This is a genomic window from Kocuria marina, assembly GCF_000786655.1.
Taxonomy (GTDB): domain Bacteria; phylum Actinomycetota; class Actinomycetes; order Actinomycetales; family Micrococcaceae; genus Kocuria; species Kocuria marina_A.
In genome coordinates, this window is the sequence record NZ_JROM01000016.1 from 269,477 (window position 1) to 289,472 (window position 19,996).

Here is a 19,996-nt window from a genome sequence, read left to right on the forward strand (position 1 = left end):
AAAGAAGAAACGACGACATCGTGAGCGATCACTACGAAACCCTCGGCGTGAGCCGGGACGCCAGCGCCGAAGAGATCAAGCGCGCCTACCGCAAGAAGGCCCGCAAACTCCACCCGGACGTGAACCCCTCACCCGAGGCCGCCGAGGAGTTCAAGCGCGTCTCCCACGCCAACGACGTCCTCTCCGACCCGGACAAGCGCCGCGTGTACGACGCCACGGGCAACGAGAACGGCACGGACACCGGCTTCGGCGGGGGCTTCCCCGGCACGGGCTTCGGCTTCTCCGACATCTTCGAGACGTTCTTCCAGGGCGCGGGAGCCGGCGGCCAGCGCGGCCCCCAGTCCCGCACCCGCCAGGGCCAGGACGCCCTGATCAACGTGCGGATCTCCCTCAAGGACGCCGTGTTCGGCATGGAGAAGGACATCACGGTGGACACCGCCGTCGTGTGCCCCACGTGCCAGGGCACGTGCTGCCAGCCCGGCACGAGCCCCGTGACATGCAATATGTGCCGCGGCTCCGGCCACATGCAGTACCAGCGCCAGTCCATCCTGGGGATGGTCACCACTCAGGCCCCGTGCTCCCAGTGCAACGGCTTCGGCACCGTGATCGAGAGCCCGTGCCACGAGTGCTACGGCGAGGGCCGCGTGCGCGACCGCCGCCCCCTGACCGTGAAGATCCCCGCCGGCATCCAGTCCGGCAACCGCATCCGCCTGGGCGGACAGGGCGAGGCCGGCACCGCCGGCGGACCCAACGGCGACCTCTTCGTGGAACTGAAAGTGGACCCCGATCCCACCTTCCACCGCGAGGGCGACGACCTCCACGCCCGCCTGCGCATCCCCATGACCGCCGCCGCGCTCGGCACCACCGTGAGCCTCGAGACGTTCGACGGCGCTCGCACGGTGGACGTCGATCCCGGCACCCAGTCCGGTGCGACCGTCACGCTCGACGACCTGGGCGTCACCCACCTGCGGGGCAAGGGCCGCGGGGACCTCAAGGTGCACTTCGAGGTGGAGACCCCCAAGGACCTCTCCTCCGAGCAGCGCGAACTGCTCGAGCGCCTCGCCGAGCTGCGCGGTGAGGAAGCAGCGGACGGGACCACCGTGAACACCAACCACTCCGGCGGGTTCTTCTCCCGGTTGCGGGACCGGTTCAACGACCTGTGACCAATCCCGTCTTCCACGTCCCCGCCGAGGACCTCTCCCGGGCGCACCCGGGGGAGGTCCTGGACGTCGCGGGTCCCGAGGCCAAGCACGCGGTGACCGTGCGGCGCCTGCGTATGGGTGAGGCCCTGGACCTCGTGGACGGGCACGGCACCCGTGCGGTGTGCACGTTCGACTCCGGAGCCAAGGACCGGATGAGCGTGACCGTCCACGAGATCCACCACGACGCCGCGCCGCAGCCGGAGTTCACGCTGGTGCAGGCACTCGCCAAGGGGGACCGGGACCTGCAGGCCGCGGAGGCCGCCACGGAACTCGGGGTCGCCCGGGTGATCCCGTGGCAGGCGGAGCGCAGCATCGTGCGCGTCCACGCGGATCGCGCGGCCAAACTCATGGCCAAGTGGGACTCCACCCTGGCCGCGGCGGCCAAGCAGTCGCGGCGCGCCCGCTGGCCCGAACGCGGTGACTGGGTGGACACCGCGGGCCTGGCCCGGCTGATCGGCGCGGAACCCGAGACGCTGTGGCTCGTGCTGCATGAATCGGCGAGCACCCGCTGGTCCACCCCGGACGTGACCCGGTGGGGTGATCGGTCCCGGATCGCGGTGATCGTGGGCCCCGAGGGCGGGATCGGTGACGGTGAGCTCGAAGCGTTGTGCGCCGCCGGTGCGCAGCCGTTGTGCCTGGGGACCACGGTCATGCGATCGTCCACCGCGGGACCCGCGGCACTGGCCGCGCTGCACGCGGTGCTCGGGCTCTGGGACTGACCCGGGGCCGAGGATTTGGGACTGAGTCTTTGGGATCGGTCCCAGCCCCGATATCGAGGGCTCAGTCCCCGGCGCGCACCGTGATCGTGTGATCGTCGGACACGGTGGTGCCGGAATCGTCCGTGCCGCTCACGCGCACGGTGTACGTCCCGGGGTCGAGCGTGACACTCGTGCGTAGTTCCGTGCCCGTGGTCGGATCCGAGCCGGGGGAAGCGGGTGCGATGTTCCCACTGTGCACGACGCGGTCGTCCTCGAGCACCTCCCAGAGGGCGTCACGCACCGAGGGCAGCACGCGGGCGAAGACCGTCACGGGGCTCTTGGGTTCCGCCCCGGTCTGGGGGTCGACGAGCCACACGGGCGCGGCCAGTGCGGGGTCACGCGTGAGCGGGGCATTGAGTTCCACGGCTCCGAAGGCCTTGTACCCGCTCTGCCCGTTCACGAGGACCCGCACCTCCTTGGCCGTGGACGAGTCCAACAGCCCGGCGGTCACAGCCGCCGCGGAGACCGTGTACACCATTTGCTGCAGTGCGACCCGCGCGTCCTGCGAGGAGAGTTGGGAGGCGAACGCGGCGGCGGGCAGGTCCACGGTGATGGTTCCGTCCGGGGACACGGAGGTGCCCACGGTGTCCACGGCGGACCACAGGGACCGGTAGTCCGGGTCCGCGGGGGAGGCCGAGGTGACCATGAGTGCCGCTTGGGCCACGGGGTCGGTCGTGTCCTGGGAGGTCGGGGTGCGGAACTCGCGGAACAGGTAGCGCGACTGGTCCCCGGTGCCCACCCAGTACACGGGGGCCTGCTCGGTGGCCACGCCGTCCATCGCGGTGTCCGTGTTCATGGGCGCGGAGGCGATCCCGGGGGCGGCTTCGGAGTTGTGGTCCGGTCGGTCGGCGGCGGTCCCGCACGAGGCCACGACCGCGGCGAGCGAGACGGCGAGCGCCCCCGTCGCGGCGCGCCGGAGTCCGCCGGGCGCGGTGGCGCGACGACGCTGCGGCTCGGTCGTTCCTGCGGGATTTTTCACGGCTACACAACTTACCCACCGGAAGCCACGGGCGCTAACGTCGCACGTGGATCCGGGCGGACCGTTATCGGATTGCAACCTGCGGGGTGCGTGCCCGTCGGTCCCGGCGGGTCCGGGTCCGTGCGCACCGGTAGGCTGGACCCGATGAGCGAACCAACCGAAGGGACCGAGGCACTGAGCACTCCGCCCACCGAACGAACCCGCGTCACCGTGCACGTACCGGATCGGGACACCACCGTCCGGACCCTGGGTCACGGGGACGCCACCCTGCGTCTGCTCGAGCAGCAGTTCCCGGCCGTGCGGATGACCGTGCGGGACCTGGACGTGGCCCTCGAGGGACCCGTGATCGACACCCGCCTGGCCGCCTCCCTGCTCGAGGAACTGCTCGCGATGGCGCTGCGCGGCACCGAGATCACCGAACGCACGGTGCTGCGCGTGGCCCGGATGATGCGCGACGCCCAGGACCTGCGCCCGTCGAGCGCGCTGTCCACGAGCATCCTCTCCACCCGGGGCAAGACCATCCGGCCCAAGACCGTGAACCAGAAGACCTACGTGGACGCGATCGACGAGCACACCGTGGTCTTCGGGATCGGCCCCGCCGGTACCGGCAAGACGTACCTGGCCATGGCCAAGGCGGTGCACGCACTGCAGGCCAAGGAGGTCAACCGGATCATCCTCACCCGCCCCGCGGTGGAGGCCGGCGAGCGACTGGGCTTCCTCCCGGGTTCCCTCAACGACAAGATCGACCCCTACCTGCGCCCCCTCTACGACGCCCTGCACGACATGATGGACCCCGAGTCCATCCCGCGGCTCATGGAGGCCGGCACCATCGAGGTCGCACCGCTGGCCTACATGCGCGGGCGCACCCTCAACGACGCCTTCGTGATCCTCGACGAGGCCCAGAACACCACCCCGGAACAGATGAAGATGTTCCTCACCCGCCTGGGCTTCGGCTCACGGATCGTGGTCACCGGTGACGTGACCCAGGTGGACCTGCCCGGGACCACCAAGTCCGGACTGCGCCAGGTCCAGCACGTGCTCGGGAAGATCGACGACATCGCGTTCTGCGAACTGACCTCCGCGGACGTGGTGCGCCACGAACTCGTGGGCGAGATCGTGGCCGCCTACGACCAGTTCGACACCACCAACCGCCACCGCGTGGAACGGGCCCGTCGCAAGGACGAACGCCGAGCGGCGTCGTCCGAGCGCACCGGGGGAGACACCCCGTGAGCGTGGCCTTCGACCTGCCCTGGGACACCCCCGCCGAACAGGCCGCGCTGCCCACCGCCTACCGCGCCGTGGACGCCGCCCAGCTCGAGGCCCTCGTGGACCTCGCCTTCACCCGCTGGCACCTGCACCCCGACACCGAGGTCAGCATCGCCGTGGTGGACGAGACCCGCATGGCCGAACTGCATGAACAGTGGCTGGACCTGCCCGGTGCCACCGACGTCATGTCCTTCCCCATGGACGAACTGCGCGAGGGCACCACCGACGACCCTAGCCTGGGCGTGCTCGGGGACGTCGTGCTGTGCCCACCCGTGGCCGAACGCCAGGCCGCGGCCGCCGGCCACAGCACCCAGGACGAACTGTGCCTGCTCACCACCCACTCCCTGCTGCACCTGCTGGGCCACGACCACGCCCACGAGGACGAACGCGCCCGCATGTTCACCGCCCAGCGCTCGCTGCTCGAGGAGTTCCTGGGCCGGGACGCGCCCGTGGAGACCATGACGTGAGGCGCCGCACAGCCTCCGACCCCCGCACCGACTGAACGACCGAGGACCCGCGATGACCCAGCCCACTGAACAGCCCGCTGACTTCCGCGCCGGTTTCGCCGTGTTCGTGGGCCGGCCCAACGTGGGCAAGTCCACGCTGACCAACGCGCTCGTGGGGCGCAAGGTCGCGATCACGTCCAACCGTCCGCAGACCACGCGGCACACCATCCGCGGGATCGTCCACCGCACCGACGGTCAGTTGATCCTCGTGGACACCCCCGGCCTGCACCGCCCCCGCACGCTGCTCGGCCAGCGCCTCAACGACGTCGTGGCCCAGACCCTGGGCGAGGTGGACGTGATCGGGTTCTGCGTGCCCGCGGACCAGAAGGTGGGCCCGGGGGACCGGTACATCGCCCAACAGGTCGCCGCCGCCGTCGGGCGCACCCCGGTGGTCGCGATCGTGACCAAGGCTGACCTCGTCCCCCAACAGCGCCTCGCCGAACAGCTCGTGGCCGTGAGTGAGCTCGGGCGCGAGGTCGTCACCGAGGAGCGCGCCCAGCGTGAGGCACGACGACGACGTCGCGACGCGGCGTCGCCCACCAAGGGCACCGGCGGTCGCCCGGCCGCGCAGCGCACCGAGGACACGCCCGCCGGATGGGCCCACGTGATCCCCGTGAGCGCGGCGGACGGCTTCCAGATGGACGAGATCGCCGAGCTGCTCGTGTCCCTGATGCCCGTCTCCCCGCCCCTGTACCCGGAAGGGGACCTCACGGACGAACCGGAGGTCACCATGATGGGCGAACTCATCCGCGAGGCCGCCCTCGAGGGCGTGCGGGACGAACTGCCCCACTCGCTCGCCGTGGTCGTGGACGAAGTCTCCGAACGCGAGGGCCGCTCGCCGGACAACCCCATGCTGGACGTCCACGCGAGCGTGTACGTGGAACGGGACTCCCAGAAAGCCATCGTGATCGGCAAGCGCGGTGCGCGGCTGCGCGAGATCGGCACGCGCGCGCGAGCCCAGATCGAGTCCTTACTGGGTACCCGGATCTACCTGGACCTGCACGTCAAGGTCGCCAAGGAATGGCAACGGGACCCCAGGCAGCTGTCCAAGCTCGGGTTCTGACCGGACACACACCACACGCCAAGCTCGGTGCCGTAGCTTGACCCACCAGTCAGGGCCGCACGCCCCCCGATCCGAGACCCCAGGAGACGTCACCGGTGGATCCCAGCTCAGCACCACGCCGGAGCCGCCGGAGTTCGCGCACGAGCGCGCCGTGGAGCACGCATCCCGCCCGCCGCACGGATCGCGACGGCGAGGCGTACGACCTGCGCCAGACCGGGCGCCACCACCGGGCCCATGTCCACCGCTCATCGGTACGCAGGATCGCCGTGATCCTGGCCGTGTTCGGGCTGCTGGCCGTGCTCGGCATCGGCGGGATCGCCTCGCTACGCCTGACCGGCAACCTCACCTCCAGCCCCCTGAACCTCTCCGACGGCGCCGAGAACGTGGACGACGGCCCCCTGGACATCCTCGTCATGGGCTCGGACACCCGCCACGGCCAAGGCAACAGTGAATACGGCAGCGAGGACGACGCCGAGGGCCGCACCGACGTCATGATGCTCGTGCACGTGACCGAGGACCGCGACGCCGTCACCGTGGTCTCCTTCCCCCGGGACCTCATGGTCAGGATCCCGCAGTGCACGGACCCCAAGACCGGCACCGTGTACCCGGCCACGACCGGGATGCTCAACAGCGCCGTGGAACACGGCGGCCCCGGGTGCACCGTGGCCGCGATCAACCAACTCACCGGCGTGAACATCGACCACTTCATGCTCGCCGACTTCAACGCCGTCAAGGAACTCTCCAGCGCCGTGGGCGGCGTGCAGGTGTGCGTCAACGAACCCGTGGACGACCCCAAGTCCGGGCTGCGCCTGCCCGCCGGGATCTCCTCCGTGGAGGGCGAACAGGCGCTCGCGTTCCTGCGTTCCCGCGCGGCATTCGGAAACGGTGGGGACGAGGCCCGCATCCGCTCGCAGCAGTCGTTCCTGGCGTCCCTCACCCGCAAGATCCAGGCGGACGGGACGCTCACCAACCTCCCGCAGCTCTACCACATCGCCGAGGTCATGACCCAGAACCTGCACGTGGACCAGGGTCTGACCTCCATCCCCACCCTCGTGGGCATGGCGGGTGCGCTCAACGGCATCGATCCCGGCCGGATCGCGTTCGTGACCGCGCCGTCCGAGCCCTACCCGCAGGACCCCAACCGGTTGCAGCTGAACGAGAAGCCCGCCGAGCGGCTCTTCGAGACCCTGCGTCGGGACGTCTCCGTCACGGAGGCCCGTGACGCGCCGTCGGCGTCCCCCGGGCCCTCCCACGCGACGGGGGAGACCACCACCCCCGCGCCGAGTGCCGCGCACCCCACCGAGCCGGCGGCGTCGCCCACCGCGACCGGACCCGCCGTGGACCCGTCGCTCGTACCGATCACGGTGAGCAACCGCACGGACGCCGGCGGCCGGGACCACCAGCTCGTGAGCGTGCTCGAGCGCGCCGGCTACGACCAGGCGCGCACCGCGTCCTCCGGCACCCAGCTCGCGGCCACGCAGATCTTCTACAACCCCAATTGGGCGCCGGCCGCGGACGACGTCGCCGCCGTCCTGAACGTCTCACCGAGCCAACTCGTGGCGAGCTACGACGTGCCCGGGATCGAGGTCGCGGTGGGCCAGGACTTCCGCAGCGGCGACACGATGTACCGCAACGCCGCCCTGCCCGACGACCTGCAGGGCCAGACCGCGGAGCAGTTCACGTGCCAGGAGACCGCGGCGGGGTAACGATCCGGTGTGCCGGCGGCCTAGTGGTACGTTGGATCACATGCGGCAAGGGATGACGCTACTCCTGCTTACGTGCCGCAGCGGGGCCTGAACCGATCCTCACGGCCGACCACCCGCTGCGGAGTTCCGTGGTGCCGGCCCACAAGCTTCTGATCGAAAGGCCCCCTTCCCATGAAGAATTTGCAGCGTCCCTCCGGAATGCCCGTCCATAAGTACACCCCGTACCACCAGAACTTCCCGTTCGACATGTCCGACCGCACGTGGCCGGACAAGGTGGCCACCACGGCCCCGCGCTGGTGCGCCGTGGACCTGCGGGACGGCAACCAGGCGTTGATCGACCCCATGGACTCCGAGCGCAAACTAAAGATGTTCCAGTTGCTCGTGAAGATGGGTTACAAGGAGATCGAGGTGGGCTTCCCGTCCGCCTCGCAGACCGATTTCGACTTCGTGCGCACCCTGGTCGAGGACGACCTGATCCCCGAGGACGTCTCCATCCAGGTGCTCACGCAGTCCCGCGAGCACCTGATCGAGCGCACGTACGAGGCGATCGACGGCGCACCGCACGCGATCGTGCACCTGTACAACTCCACGTCCACCCTGCAGCGACGCGTGGTCTTCGACCGCGACATGGACGGCATCGTGGACATCGCGCTGACCGGTGCCCGGTTGTGCCGCAAGTACGAGGAACAGCTCAAGCACACCGACGTCACGTACGAGTACTCCCCGGAGTCCTACACGGGCACCGAGCTGGAGTTCGCCGCGCGGATCTGCAACGAGGTCGCCGAGACCTTCGAGGTGGGTGACGGGCGCAAGATGATCATCAACCTGCCCGCGACCGTGGAGATGGCCACCCCCAACATCTACGCGGACTCGATCGAGTGGATGGGTCGGCACCTGTACCACCGCGACGACATCATCCTGTCGCTGCACCCCCACAACGACCGCGGGACCGGCGTGGCCGCCGCCGAGCTGGGCTACCTGGCCGGGGCGGACCGGATCGAGGGGTGCCTGTTCGGCAACGGTGAGCGCACCGGCAACGTGGACCTGGTGACCCTGGGGCTGAACCTGTTGACCCAGGGCGTGGACCCGCAGATCGACTTCTCGGACATCGAGGAGATCCGCCGCACGGTGGAGTACTGCAACCAATTGCCCGTGCCCGAGCGCAGCCCTTACGGCGGCGACCTGGTCTTCACCGCGTTCTCCGGTTCCCACCAGGACGCGATCAAGAAGGGCTTCGAGGCCATGCAGCGTGACTCGCAGGAGCGGGGCGTGGACATCGACGACATGGAATGGGCCGTCCCGTACCTGCCGATCGACCCCAAGGACGTGGGCCGCAGCTACGAGGCCGTGATCCGCGTGAACTCCCAGTCCGGCAAGGGGGGCGTGGCCTACCTGCTCAAGAGCGAGTACGGCATCGACCTGCCCCGCCGGGCCCAGATCGAGTTCTCCGGGGTCGTGCAGAAGTACACCGAGACCTCGGGCTCGGAGGTCACCGCGCAGCAATTGTGGAAGATCTTCACCGACGAGTACCTGCCCGCCAAGGACGGCGGCGGCGAGCCGTGGGGTCACTACCGCATCACGTCCATCTCCACCCACGCGGAGGACGAGGGCAACACGGCCCTGGAGATCGGTCTGGACGTGGGTGGCGAGCACCACGAGCGCACCGCGCACGGTACCGGGCCCATCGACGCGTTGATCCAGCTCTTCAACGCGGAGGGCGTGGACGTGCGGCTGCTGGACTACACGGAGCACACGCTGTCCGCGTCCGCGAACGCGCAGGCCGCGAGCTACGTGGAGCTCGCCGTGGGGGACCGCGTACTGTGGGGTGCGGGGATGGACAACAACACCACGCGCGCGTCCCTGAAGGCCGTGATCTCCGCGGTCAACCGCGCCGTGCGTGACGCGCAGTTGGCCCAGCAGGACTGAGCGCGTTCCTTCCCTACTCCGACGACGCCGCTGCGGGGCCCCCGGGTGCCCCGCAGCGGCGTCGTCGTGTCCGGGGTAGGTGACACAATGACCCGGTGGCCCGTTCAACCTTCGCATCGCGCAGCTATCGCGACGACGCCGTGGTGCTGCGCACCTACGACCTCGGTGAAGCGGACCGGATCGTGATCCTGCTGACGGCCGAGAACGGCCAGGTCCGGGCGGTGGCCAAGGGGGTGCGGCGCACCAAGTCGCGGTTCGGTGCGCGCCTGGAACCCTTCCACGTGGCCCAGGTGCAGCTCGTGCACGGACGGAACCTGGACATCGTGTCCCAGGCCATCGGCAAACGGGCCTACGGGCAGAGCATCGTGGCCGACTACGAGAAGTACACCGCCGCGGCGGCCATGGTCGAGACCGCGGAGAAACTCACCGCGGACGACTACGACACCGCAGCTCAGCACTACCAGTTGCTCGTGGGAGCGCTGTCCGCCCTCGCGCGCGGTCTGCACGAGCCGGGGCGCATCCTGGACTCCTATCTGCTGCGCGCCGTGGCCCTGGCCGGTTGGACGCCCAGCTTCGTGGACTGCGCACGGTGCGGGGCCCCCGGGCCCCACCGATCGTTCTCCGCGGCCCTCGGCGGTGCGGTGTGTCCTCAGTGCCGGCCGCCGGGATCCGCGGCGCCCAGTGCGACCACGTTCGTCCTGCTGGACGGGCTGCTGCGCGGGGAGTGGTCCACGATCGACGCCGCCGACACCAAGACCGCGCGCGCCGCGGCCGGGTTCGTGGCGGCGTACATCCAGTGGCACATGGAGCGCACGGTGCGTTCCCTGGCCCTCGTGGATCGCGGGGACGGCTGAGGCGGGGAGCACCCGCTACTCGGTGGGAAGTTCTAGGGTGGGGGAGGACCACCCCGCCGCTTTTCTCGAGAGGATCCCCGCATGAGCCGCTTCGCCCCGCCCCCGCCCCATCCGAGCGGTGCCACGGTGCCCGCCCTGGATCGCGATGCCATTCCCCGACATCTGGCCCTCGTGATGGACGGCAACGGCCGCTGGGCCAACGACCGCGGGCTGCCGCGCACCGAGGGACACCGGGAGGGTGAGCGAGCCCTCATGGAGGTCGTCGCGGGTGCGATCGACCTGGGGATCCCGTACGTGTCCGCGTACGCGTTCTCCACGGAGAACTGGAAGCGCTCCCCGGCCGAGGTCGCGTTCCTCATGAACTTCACGGGGGACGTGATGTCCCGCCAGCTGCCCACGTTCAAGGAATGGGGGATCAAGGTGCGGTGGGCAGGGCGGCGTCCCCGCCTGTGGAAGTCCGTGATCAACCGCCTGGAGACCGCGGAGCGCGAGACCCAGGACAACGACGTCATCATGCTGACCATGTGCGTGAACTACGGGGGCCGCGCGGAGATCGCCGACGCCGCGGCCGCGATGGCGCGGGACGTCCAGGAGGGGCGGCTCAAGCCCGGGTCGATCACCGAGGACACGGTCCAGCGGTACCTGGATGAGCCCCAATTGCCGGACGTGGACCTGTTCCTGCGGTCCTCGGGGGAGCAGCGACTGTCCAACTTCATGCTGTGGCAGTCGGCGTACGCCGAAATGATGTTCCTGGACGTCCTGTGGCCGGACATGGACCGCCGTGTGTTGTGGCGTGCGGTGGAGGACTACGCCCACCGCAACCGACGATACGGGGGAGCGGTGGATCAGGCGGCCCCGACCACGGGGGAGTAGCCACCGAATAGGGCGGCCTTCTCTAGAGTTTCACCTGATTGTTGAATTATTTATTACGAGTTGAAGTTGAAACCTAAAGCCTTCAAAGCTCGCCGTCTCGTCGGGCTAGCGATCATCCGGCGAGTCCGTCGGTGATGCTCCCGAGGTGGTCCGGGAGCGGGCATCCCGTGTGAAAAACTGACCCCATGCGCGTGTACCCCGCTTTCTTCAAACTCGCCTTCTCCTGGATGGACCCGGAACTCGCCCACACCGTGGGGTTCGCGGGGATCAAGCTGGCCCGCCCCGTGGGCCTGGGGCGGGTGCTGCACCGCCTCACCCGCCCGGATCCGGGCAGCGAGGTCCACGTCATGGGGCTCACCTTCCCGTCCCCGTTCGGGCTGGCCGCGGGTTTCGACAAGGGCGCCACCGGGACCCACGCGTTGACGGACCTCGGCTTCGGCCACGTGGAGATCGGCACGGTCACGGGCCAGGGTCAGCCGGGTAATCCCCGTCCGCGGCTGTTCCGCCTGGTCGAGGATCGCGCCGTGATCAATCGCATGGGCTTCAACAACGACGGCGCGGAGGCCGTGGCCCCGCGAGTGGCCTCGGCACTCCAGAGCCTCGCCCAGGACGCCGCCCGGACGCATCGTGCGCGCCCCGTGGTGGGCGTCAACATCGGCAAGACCAAGGCCGTGGGTCTCGAGGACGCCACGGACGACTACGTGCGCAGCACCCGCGTACTAGCCCCGTACGCGGACTACCTCGTGGTCAATGTCTCCTCCCCGAACACCCCCGGGCTGCGCCAACTCCAGGAGCTCGACGCGCTGCGACCGCTGTTGCGAGCCGTGCGGGAGGAAGCGGACCGGGTCACGTCGTGGCACGTGCCGCTGCTCGTCAAGATCGCCCCGGACCTCGCGGACCAGGACGTCCTCGCGGTCGCGGACCTGGCCCGGGACCTGGGGCTGGACGGCATCGTCGCCACGAACACCACGATCGCCCGCGACGGACTCGGCCTGCGCAGCGACGAACAGGACGTGATCGCGTGCGGAGCCGGCGGGCTCTCGGGCGCGCCCCTGCGGCGTCGTTCCCTCGAGGTGCTCAAGCTGCTGCGAGGTCACGTGGGGGAGGACCTCGTGCTCATCTCCGTGGGAGGCGTCACGAGCGCCCGGGACGTGATCGAGCGACTGGACGCCGGTGCGTCCCTGGTGCAGGGCTACACCGCGTTCCTCTACGAGGGGCCGTTCTGGGCGGCGCGGATCAACCGCGGCCTGCGCCGGGCCGCGCGGCGCACCTCGCACTGAGCGGCAACGGAACCGACGGAACGAGGGGCCGGCCCACCATGGTGGGCCGGCCCCTCGCGGGTTCTGCGGGTGTGTTACTCGGGACGCTCGCCCCGGCGCACCTGCGGCTTGGGCAGGCGCATGCGGCGCATCGTGAAGGTACGCATCGCGGCGTACCAGCGGGTGCCGCGCTGGACGGTGCCGAACTTGCGGCGCAGTGCCGCGTGCAGTCGGTTGGACATGATGATCGCGTCGATCACGCACAGGATGATGTAGCCGTACACGATCCAGATCAGCGTGATGGCCACGGACTGCACCGGCAGGAACATCAGGACCAGGATCAGCAGCAGGAAGATCAGCACGTACTCGCCGATGTTGAACCGGGAGTCCACCCAGTCCCGGGCGAAGCGGCGCTGGGGCCCGGCGTCCCGCGGTCCGAGGTAGCGCTCGTCACCGGCGGCCATGCCGGCCTGTGCCTGGGCGCGCCGTTCCCGTTCCGCGATCTTGGACTCGGCCTTGGCGGCCTTGCGGTCCTCCGGGATCAGGGGCCGAAGACGCGCGGCCTCCTGCTCCTTGCGGGTGGGGGTGGGGCGGCCCTTCTTGCCGTCGGGCGTCCTCCCGTCACGGGGCTGCCCACCGCGGTCGGTGGGGACGGCGGGATCGGCCGTGGTGCGCGCGCCCACGGCGGTGGATCCCGAGGATTCAGCTGACTTCTTGCGTCCAAACACCCGACAAGCCTAGCGGAGTGCTGCCGCGTCATCGCGCGCGCGACAGGAGGGATCCGAACGGGCGCGCCACGGTGCGCGCCGAGCTCCCGCCGTTAGGCTGGGCCCATGGCTACTGACTTCACACGTCCCAGCTCCGACACCGTCGACGCCCTCCGGGCGAGCGTGGACCGCTCCCGGGACACCCTGCTGGAAGAACTCGGCTCCCTCGTGGCGATCCCCGGCATCGCGTGGGACTCGTTCGACGCGGCCGACCTCGAGCGCAGCGCCGAGGCCGTCGCCGGTCTGCTCCGGGGCCTGCCCTTCGACAGCGTGGAGATCCTGCGCGAGCCCCTCGGGGACGCGCCGGGGCACCCCGCCGTCGTCGCCCGCAAGGCCGCGGCACCCGGGTACCCCACGATCCTGCTGTACGCCCACCACGACGTCCAGCCCCCGGGCAAGCGCGAACTGTGGAACACCGAGCCGTTCGAGGCCGTCGAGAAGGACGGTCGGCTCTGGGGTCGCGGCGCGGCCGACGACAAGGCCGGCGTCATGGCGCACGTGGGCGCGCTGCGTGCGTTCTTCGAGCACGTCGGCGAACAGTCGGGCCTGGGTGTGACCGTGTTCATCGAGGGCGAGGAGGAGGCCGGTTCGCCCGGCTTCGAGGACTTCCTGGCCGCGCACCGGGACAAGCTCGCCGCGGACGTCATCGTGATCGCGGACTCCGCGAACTGGGAAGTGGGCGTCCCGGCGCTCACGACGAGCCTGCGCGGCGTCGTCGGCGGGATCGTGGAGGTCAGCGTACTGGACCACTCGGTGCACTCCGGCATGTTCGGTGGGCCCGTCCTGGACGCTCCCACGCTGCTGTCGCGCTTGATCGCGACCCTGCACGACGACGACGGCGCCGTGGCCGTCGCCGGGCTGCTGAGCGAGGACGACACGGACGTGGACTACGACGAGGACCGCTTCCGCGCGGACGCCGGCGTGCTGGACGGTGTGCGACTGGCCGGGCGCGGCTCGATCTCGTCGCGGCTGTGGACCAAGCCGGCGCTGTCCGTCACGGGGATCGACGTCACCGACGTCGCGACCGCCTCCAACACCATCGTGGCCACCGCGCGCGCCAAGCTGAGCCTGCGGATCGCACCGGGCCAGGACGCGCGCGAAGCGGGGGAGGCGCTGCGCAAGCACGTGGAGGACAACGCCCCGTTCGGCGCGCACGTGAGCTTCGCGCTCGAGGAGACGGGCCCCGCCTTCCGTGCGGACACCGGCGCCGTGAGCTCGCAGATCGCGCTGTGGGCCTTCGAGCAGGCGTGGGGACGTCCGGCCGTCACGGCGGGGATGGGCGGATCCATCCCCTTCACCGCGACCCTCATCCGGGCGTACCCTGAGGCACAGATCCTGATCACCGGTATCGAGGACCCGGACACCCGGGCCCACAGCGCCAACGAATCCCTGCACATCGGGGACTTCCTGCACGCCGTCACCGCCGAGGCCCTCGTGCTCGCGGCGCTGGCCCAACAGAGAGAGCGCAGCGCGGAATGATTCCCCGCGCCGGCGCGTTCCACCAGGCAGAAGGGATCCACCGAACCCGGGGTCGCAACCCCGCGTCGCACAGAAAGTGAGCACCATGAGCGTCACCACCGACAACGAGACCACCCAGGACATGCCCACCCACGAGGTCCTGCTCACGGACACCGCGGCCCAGAAGGTCCGCGACCTGCTCGAGCAGGAGGGGCGCACCGACCTGCGGCTGCGCGTCGCCGTGCAGCCGGGCGGCTGCTCCGGTCTGATCTACCAGCTGTATTTCGACGAGCGCGTCCTCGACGGCGACCACGTCCGCGGCTTCGACGGCGTGGAGGTCATCGTGGACAAGATGAGCGTCCCGTACCTGAGCGGGTCCACCGTGGACTTCGAGGACTCCATCTCTAAGCAGGGCTTCTCGATCGACAACCCCAACGCGCAGGGCTCATGCGCGTGCGGTGACTCCTTCCACTGATCGACCGCACCGAACAGGGGTGCGTTCGGATCCTCAGAGGGTCCGTGCGCACCCCTTTTTCGTGCCCGCTCGAGGGGCTCATCGGTGCACGCAGGGGAGGGGATCGGCGGGGTCTGCGGACGGCCCCGCTCGCGACACGGCGTGCTGACACAGTGTCAGCGGATCCGGGGGCGGAGGGGTAAGCTTCCTAGGAAGAACCATTCACGGGCAACGCGTCCATTGTGCCCACGCGCAGGACCGATGCGGAACCCACACACACAAAGAGGAAGGGCCGTCTGTGAGTTCGCAAACTCGAACCGGCAGCCGCCGCGGCCGAGCGCTCAAGGCCTCGGCAGTGGCAGTCCTGGCGACGATCTCGCTCACCGCTTGCTCGGAGCAATCGAAGCTGGGCTTCTTGCCTACCGAACGGGGCACCACCGACAACGCCGATCAGGTCATCGACTTGTGGATCGGGTCGTGGATCGCGGCGCTCGGCGTGGGTCTCGTGGTGTGGGGTCTGATGCTCTGGTGCATGGTCGCCTACCGGCGTCGTAAGAACGAGACCGGCTACCCCCGCCAGCTCGCGTACAACGCCCCGCTGGAGATCTTCTACACGATCGTCCCAATCGCCCTGATCGTCACCCTCTTCTTCTTCTCGTACCGCGCGCAAACGGCCATCAAGGACCGCTTCGAGAACCCGGATGTCAAGATCCAGGTGTACGGCAAGCAGTGGGCGTGGGATTTCAACTACCTGGACGACAACGTCCACTACCAGGGGATCCAGGCGCACCTCACGGGCGAGCCCGGCGTCGAGGAAACCCTGCCCACCCTGTACCTGCCGGCCGACAGCAAGGTCGAGCTGGAGATCACGTCCCGCGACGTCATCCACTCGTTCTGGGTGCCCGCCTTCCTCGAAAAGATCGACATGATCCCGGATCGCACCAACTACATGAGCTTCACGACCGGCCGCGAGGGTACCTTCGCCGGCAAGTGTGCCGAGCTGTGCGGTGAGTACCACTCCGAGATGCTCTTCAACGTGGCCGTCGTGAACCAGCAGGAGTACGACGCCCAGATGCAGCGCCTGCGCGACGAAGGCAACACGGGCATCATCGGGGACGAGTACAACCGCAACCCGAACCTCAACGAAACGTCCAACAACTAGGGGATAGGCAATGTCTACGCTCGAATATTCGCGGGACGACGCGGCCACGACCGCACCCCGCGTTGTCCCACGGTCCAAGGGCCGGGTGATCGTCAACTGGCTCACCTCGACCGACCACAAGACCATCGGGTACATGTACCTGATCTCGTCCTTCATCTTCTTCTGCGCCGGTGGCGTGATGGCTCTGCTGATCCGCGCCGAGCTCTTCCAGCCGGGCATGCAGATCCTCGAGACCAAGGAACAGTACAACCAGCTGTTCACCATGCACGGCACCATCATGCTGCTGATGTTCGGCACCCCGCTGTTCGTCGGCTTCGCCAACGTGATCGTGCCCCTGCAGCTCGGCGCGCCGGACGTGGCCTTCCCCCGTCTGAACGCCCTCGCGTTCTGGTTCTTCCTCTTCGGCTCGCTCATCGCGGTGTCCGGGTTCATCTCCCCGCAGGGCGCAGCCTCCTTCGGGTGGTTCGCCTACGCGCCACTGAACAGCACGACATTCAGTCCGGGCGTTGGTGGTGACCTATGGGTCTTCGGCCTGGTCCTGCAGGGCTTCGGCACCATCATGGGTGGCGTGAACTTCATCACGACCATCGTGTGCATGCGTGCGCCGGGTATGACCATGTGGCGCATGTCCATCTTCACCTGGACCACGCTGATCACCTCCATGCTGATCATCATGATCTTCCCGCCGCTGGCCTCCGCCCTGTTCGCGCTGGGTATGGACCGGCGACTCGGCGGCCACGTGTTCGACGCCGAGAACGGTGGCGCCATCCTGTGGCAGCACCTGTTCTGGTTCTTCGGTCACCCCGAGGTCTACGTGTTGGCCCTGCCGTTCTTCGGCATCGTCTCGGAGATCATCCCGGTGTTCTCCCGCAAGCCGATCTTCGGGTACAAGGGTCTGGTCTTCGCGACCATCGCGATCGCGGCACTGTCCGTGACCGTGTGGGCGCACCACATGTACGTGACCGGCGCGGTGGCCCTGGGCTTCTTCTCCTTCATGACCATGATGATCGCGGTGCCCACCGGCGTGAAGTTCTTCAACTGGATCGGCACCATGTGGCAGGGGTCGCTGACGTTCGAGACGCCCATCCTGTGGGTGCTCGGCTTCCTCTTCACCTTCCTGTTCGGTGGTCTCACGGGCATCATCCTGGCGACGCCGCCGCTGGACTTCCACGTCTCCGACACCTACTTCGTGGTGGCGCACTTCCACTACGTGATCTTCGGAACCATCGTGTTCGGCATGTTCGCGGGCTTCTACTTCTGGTGGCCCAAGTTCACCGGCAAGATGCTCAACGAGCGGATCGGCAAGATCCACTTCTGGCTGCTGTTCGTGGGCTTCCACATGACCTTCCTGATCCAGCACTGGCTGGGTGTGGACGGCATGCCGCGTCGTTACGCCGACTACCTGCCTGAGGACGGGTTCACCTGGATGAACCAGTTCTCGACCATCGGCTCCATGCTGCTGGGCGTGTCCATGATCCCGTTCTTCTGGAACGTGTACACCACCCACCGCAACGCCAAGAAGGTGGAAGTGGACGACCCGTGGGGCTTCGGTGGCTCCCTCGAGTGGGCGACCTCCTGCCCGCCCCCGCGTCACAATTTCACCTCGCTGCCTCGGATCCGTTCCGAGCGCCCCGCGCTGGATCTCCACCACCCGGAGCTCTCGGCGTTCTCCAGCCAGCAATATGAGGCCGACACCCCCCTGGTGGGCGGCACCGGAAGGAACGGACGATGAGCGCAACTATCAAGACGTTCCTGCTGCTCGGTGTGTTCTGCACCGTGGTGGGCCTGGTCTACGGGTTCATCACCGAGTTCCAGGAACTCGCCGGGTTCCCCGCGTTGCTGGCCGTGGCCGCCATGAGCTTCATGCTCGTGGTCTACCTCTGGCTCGTGCAGCGTTCCACCGGGGGCACGCTCCCGGAGGACCGCGAGGACGGCGAGATCGTGGAGATGTCCGGCGACTACGGGGCCTTCTCCCCGTGGAGCTGGTGGCCCCTGCTGCTCGGCATCGGCTCGGCGCTGTTCGTGACCGCGCTGGCCGTCGGCTGGTGGATCATCGGCCTGGCGGTCCCGGTGGCCGCCCTCGGCCTGCTGGGCCTGGTCTTCGAGCACTCCCGCGGGGAGCACGCCCACTGATCAGCATCGGCTGACCATACCACGAGGCCCGCACCATCATGGGATGGTGCGGGCCTCGTCATATCTCCCAACCGGGGCAGGGTTCGCGATCAGCCCCGAGCCTTACGGGCGGGGGTCCGGCATCGATACGCGCGTCGTGCAGCCCTCAAGGTAGTGGTGGCCGGCGGGGATGCTCTGGAGCTCGACGAGCATTCCCCACGGTGCCTTGACGTGGACCGACCCTTCGCCCTCGGCGTGGTTCGTCGTCCGCGGTCAGGCCGTCGTACACGACCCCGGCACCAAGTCTGTCGACGATGAACCGGGTGGTGGCGTCGAGATCGCGCGCGGTGACGCCGATGTGCTGGATACCGCGCGGAGGCAGAGGTGATTTCATGACGACATCGAGATGGACCATGTGCCCGGGCTATGCTGCACGGATCCGTCGCGGCGGCCGCCGCAGGTCGTCCCCGTGCCGGGTGAGGTCGCGCAGGCGGGAAATCCCCAGGCGGGCCAGCCACCGACCCACGGTGCACAGGTGCATCTGGTGCCCGAGATCCAGCAGGTGACGGTGGATGCGCCGGTTCGAGCGGGCAGCTGCCTCGGTCCCGGCCACCACCGCGGTCTGCTGGCTCAGTGCATCGAAGATCTCATTCGTGAGGGGCTCGGCCAGCCTGGGTGCGTGCTTCTTGAGCCTGGCCCGCACATGCCCGCCACCGGCCGCGGCCAGTGTGGCCGGGGTCGGGTAGCGGCTGAGCAGGTCGGCTACCGCCGGGTGGGTGACCCGCGGCCCCAAGACCCGTCCCAGGTCCGGGTGGATGTGGGGGAGCATCCCGCGCAGCCGGTTGGAGGTGGCGGTAATCTGGGCGGCCAGGTCATCCAGGATCGCGCGCAGCCGGGCTTCGTCGTTGGGCGGTGCCTTGTCGTAGACCGTCTTCCCGGCCGCGGTCACGGCGTGGTGGTCGGACTCGCCGACGTTGAGGCCGAGGAACACCGGTGGTTGTGGTTGCTCTGACAGGGCCGAGTCCCTTGTCCTCCCCTGCTGCACGAGCATGCTGGCCGACCGGGGGATGGTCACGCTCAGCATCCACGTTACGAAGGCCCTCCAGGGGCGATCCCGCCCCTATCAGCGATCCACGACCACCGGACCGGCCCTCGGTGACAACACCCCCCAGATCATCGGCGACTGGGGCAAACGATCATGCCGAGCACCGACCGGTCAGCACCCCTCCATCCTGCTGGGCGAAAGGGCCAGGAAGAAGGTCACGGGGGCTCTCTTGCCCACAGTGGCGGCGGCCACCATCGAGCGGGGATGAGGCTGACGCTTCGGCTGACACCGTGTCATGGGTTAAATGGTTCCATGGAGCCCATGGGGAAAATTGCAGGGCAAGGGGGAGCGATGGCCCACGGGCTCGCGTTGGTAGGCCTGCCGGAGCTCGAGTTGCACGGCATGTCGGAAGCGGTACGGGACGAAACCGAGATCCCGAGGGCCGTGGCTCGCCTTCTCGAGCGGTTGAACGGCCAGGGCGCCATCGAATCGCGGGAGGTGCATCTCTGCTATGACGGAACGAGCGACAGGACGCTAATTCGGGTCACAGTGGCCGTCGGAGAGCCGATGATGGGTACTCGCCCCGTGACCTCACCGGGGGCCGGA

18 protein-coding genes are annotated in these 19,996 nt (G+C 68.8%); 15 read left to right on the plus strand and 3 right to left on the minus strand.

What is annotated here, in order from left to right; genetic code table 11:
* The first annotated feature begins 20 nt into the window (after positions 1-20).
* A complete protein-coding gene (dnaJ, locus tag AS25_RS03885) occupies positions 21-1,163 on the plus strand; it encodes a molecular chaperone DnaJ (RefSeq protein ID WP_035961939.1) in 1,143 nt (380 codons plus the stop codon).
* Positions 1,160-1,921 (plus strand): 16S rRNA (uracil(1498)-N(3))-methyltransferase, encoded by a 762-nt coding sequence (locus tag AS25_RS03890; RefSeq protein WP_035961943.1) that lies wholly within the window; start codon positions 1,160-1,162, stop codon positions 1,919-1,921. Before dnaJ ends, AS25_RS03890 begins: the two co-directional genes overlap by 4 nt.
* 61 nt (positions 1,922-1,982) lie before the next feature.
* Here the strand turns inward: AS25_RS03890 and AS25_RS03895 are convergent, their stop codons facing one another.
* Complete coding sequence (locus AS25_RS03895; RefSeq protein ID WP_084117983.1) at positions 1,983-2,939, minus strand: GerMN domain-containing protein; 957 nt, start codon at positions 2,937-2,939, stop codon at positions 1,983-1,985.
* Positions 2,940-3,083: 144 nt separating this feature from the next.
* On the opposite strand from AS25_RS03895, the gene AS25_RS03900 reads away from it, so the two are divergent.
* The 8 genes from AS25_RS03900 (at position 3,084) to AS25_RS03935 (ending at position 12,413) form a co-directional block, all read left to right on the plus strand.
* On the plus strand, positions 3,084-4,169 hold the full coding sequence (locus tag AS25_RS03900) for a PhoH family protein (protein WP_052160676.1): 1,086 nt from the start codon (positions 3,084-3,086) through the stop codon (positions 4,167-4,169).
* Positions 4,170-4,216: 47 nt separating this feature from the next.
* A complete protein-coding gene (gene ybeY, locus AS25_RS03905; RefSeq protein WP_253270479.1) occupies positions 4,217-4,672 on the plus strand; it encodes an rRNA maturation RNase YbeY in 456 nt (151 codons plus the stop codon).
* A gap of 52 nt (positions 4,673-4,724) precedes the next feature.
* The gene (locus tag AS25_RS03910; RefSeq protein WP_035961947.1) at positions 4,725-5,774 is read left to right on the plus strand and encodes a GTPase Era; all 1,050 of its coding nucleotides are present in this window, start codon (positions 4,725-4,727) and stop codon (positions 5,772-5,774) included.
* A 95-nt stretch (positions 5,775-5,869) separates the two neighbouring features.
* On the plus strand, positions 5,870-7,480 hold the full coding sequence (locus tag AS25_RS03915; RefSeq protein WP_035961949.1) for an LCP family protein: 1,611 nt from the start codon (positions 5,870-5,872) through the stop codon (positions 7,478-7,480).
* A gap of 171 nt (positions 7,481-7,651) precedes the next feature.
* Entirely contained in the window at positions 7,652-9,406 is a 1,755-nt protein-coding gene (gene leuA, locus AS25_RS03920; RefSeq protein ID WP_035961952.1) for a 2-isopropylmalate synthase, read from the plus strand.
* A 95-nt stretch (positions 9,407-9,501) separates the two neighbouring features.
* Positions 9,502-10,260 (plus strand): DNA repair protein RecO, encoded by a 759-nt coding sequence (recO, locus tag AS25_RS03925; protein WP_035961954.1) that lies wholly within the window; start codon positions 9,502-9,504, stop codon positions 10,258-10,260.
* An 81-nt stretch (positions 10,261-10,341) separates the two neighbouring features.
* Complete coding sequence (locus tag AS25_RS03930) at positions 10,342-11,133, plus strand: isoprenyl transferase (protein WP_035961955.1); 792 nt, start codon at positions 10,342-10,344, stop codon at positions 11,131-11,133.
* Between the two features lie 185 nt (positions 11,134-11,318).
* On the plus strand, positions 11,319-12,413 hold the full coding sequence (locus AS25_RS03935; protein ID WP_035961957.1) for a quinone-dependent dihydroorotate dehydrogenase: 1,095 nt from the start codon (positions 11,319-11,321) through the stop codon (positions 12,411-12,413).
* A 74-nt stretch (positions 12,414-12,487) separates the two neighbouring features.
* Here AS25_RS03935 and AS25_RS03940 read toward each other — a convergent pair whose 3' ends face one another.
* The gene (locus tag AS25_RS03940) at positions 12,488-13,120 is read right to left on the minus strand and encodes a DUF3043 domain-containing protein (RefSeq protein ID WP_035961958.1); all 633 of its coding nucleotides are present in this window, start codon (positions 13,118-13,120) and stop codon (positions 12,488-12,490) included.
* Between the two features lie 105 nt (positions 13,121-13,225).
* Here AS25_RS03940 and AS25_RS03945 point away from each other — a divergent pair, with 105 nt between their 5' ends.
* From AS25_RS03945 to AS25_RS03965, 5 genes are all read left to right on the plus strand, one after another.
* Positions 13,226-14,638, plus strand: coding sequence for a dipeptidase (locus tag AS25_RS03945; RefSeq protein WP_035961959.1), 1,413 nt, complete (start codon positions 13,226-13,228; stop codon positions 14,636-14,638).
* An 85-nt stretch (positions 14,639-14,723) separates the two neighbouring features.
* Positions 14,724-15,092: a HesB/IscA family protein gene (locus AS25_RS03950; protein ID WP_035961960.1), complete on the plus strand. Its 369-nt coding sequence runs from the start codon at positions 14,724-14,726 to the stop codon at positions 15,090-15,092.
* A 277-nt stretch (positions 15,093-15,369) separates the two neighbouring features.
* Positions 15,370-16,233, plus strand: coding sequence for an aa3-type cytochrome oxidase subunit II (gene ctaC, locus AS25_RS03955; protein ID WP_035961961.1), 864 nt, complete (start codon positions 15,370-15,372; stop codon positions 16,231-16,233).
* A gap of 10 nt (positions 16,234-16,243) precedes the next feature.
* Positions 16,244-17,965, plus strand: a complete 1,722-nt coding sequence (gene ctaD, locus AS25_RS03960) for an aa3-type cytochrome oxidase subunit I (RefSeq protein WP_035961963.1) — start codon at positions 16,244-16,246, stop codon at positions 17,963-17,965.
* A complete protein-coding gene (locus AS25_RS03965) occupies positions 17,962-18,366 on the plus strand; it encodes a cytochrome c oxidase subunit 4 (RefSeq protein ID WP_035961964.1) in 405 nt (134 codons plus the stop codon). The genes ctaD and AS25_RS03965 overlap by 4 nt, the downstream gene beginning before the upstream one ends.
* Positions 18,367-18,769: 403 nt before the next feature.
* Here AS25_RS03965 and AS25_RS03975 read toward each other — a convergent pair whose 3' ends face one another.
* Entirely contained in the window at positions 18,770-19,420 is a 651-nt protein-coding gene (locus AS25_RS03975; RefSeq protein WP_437123704.1) for a hypothetical protein, read from the minus strand.
* Positions 19,421-19,996: the final 576 nt, after the last annotated feature.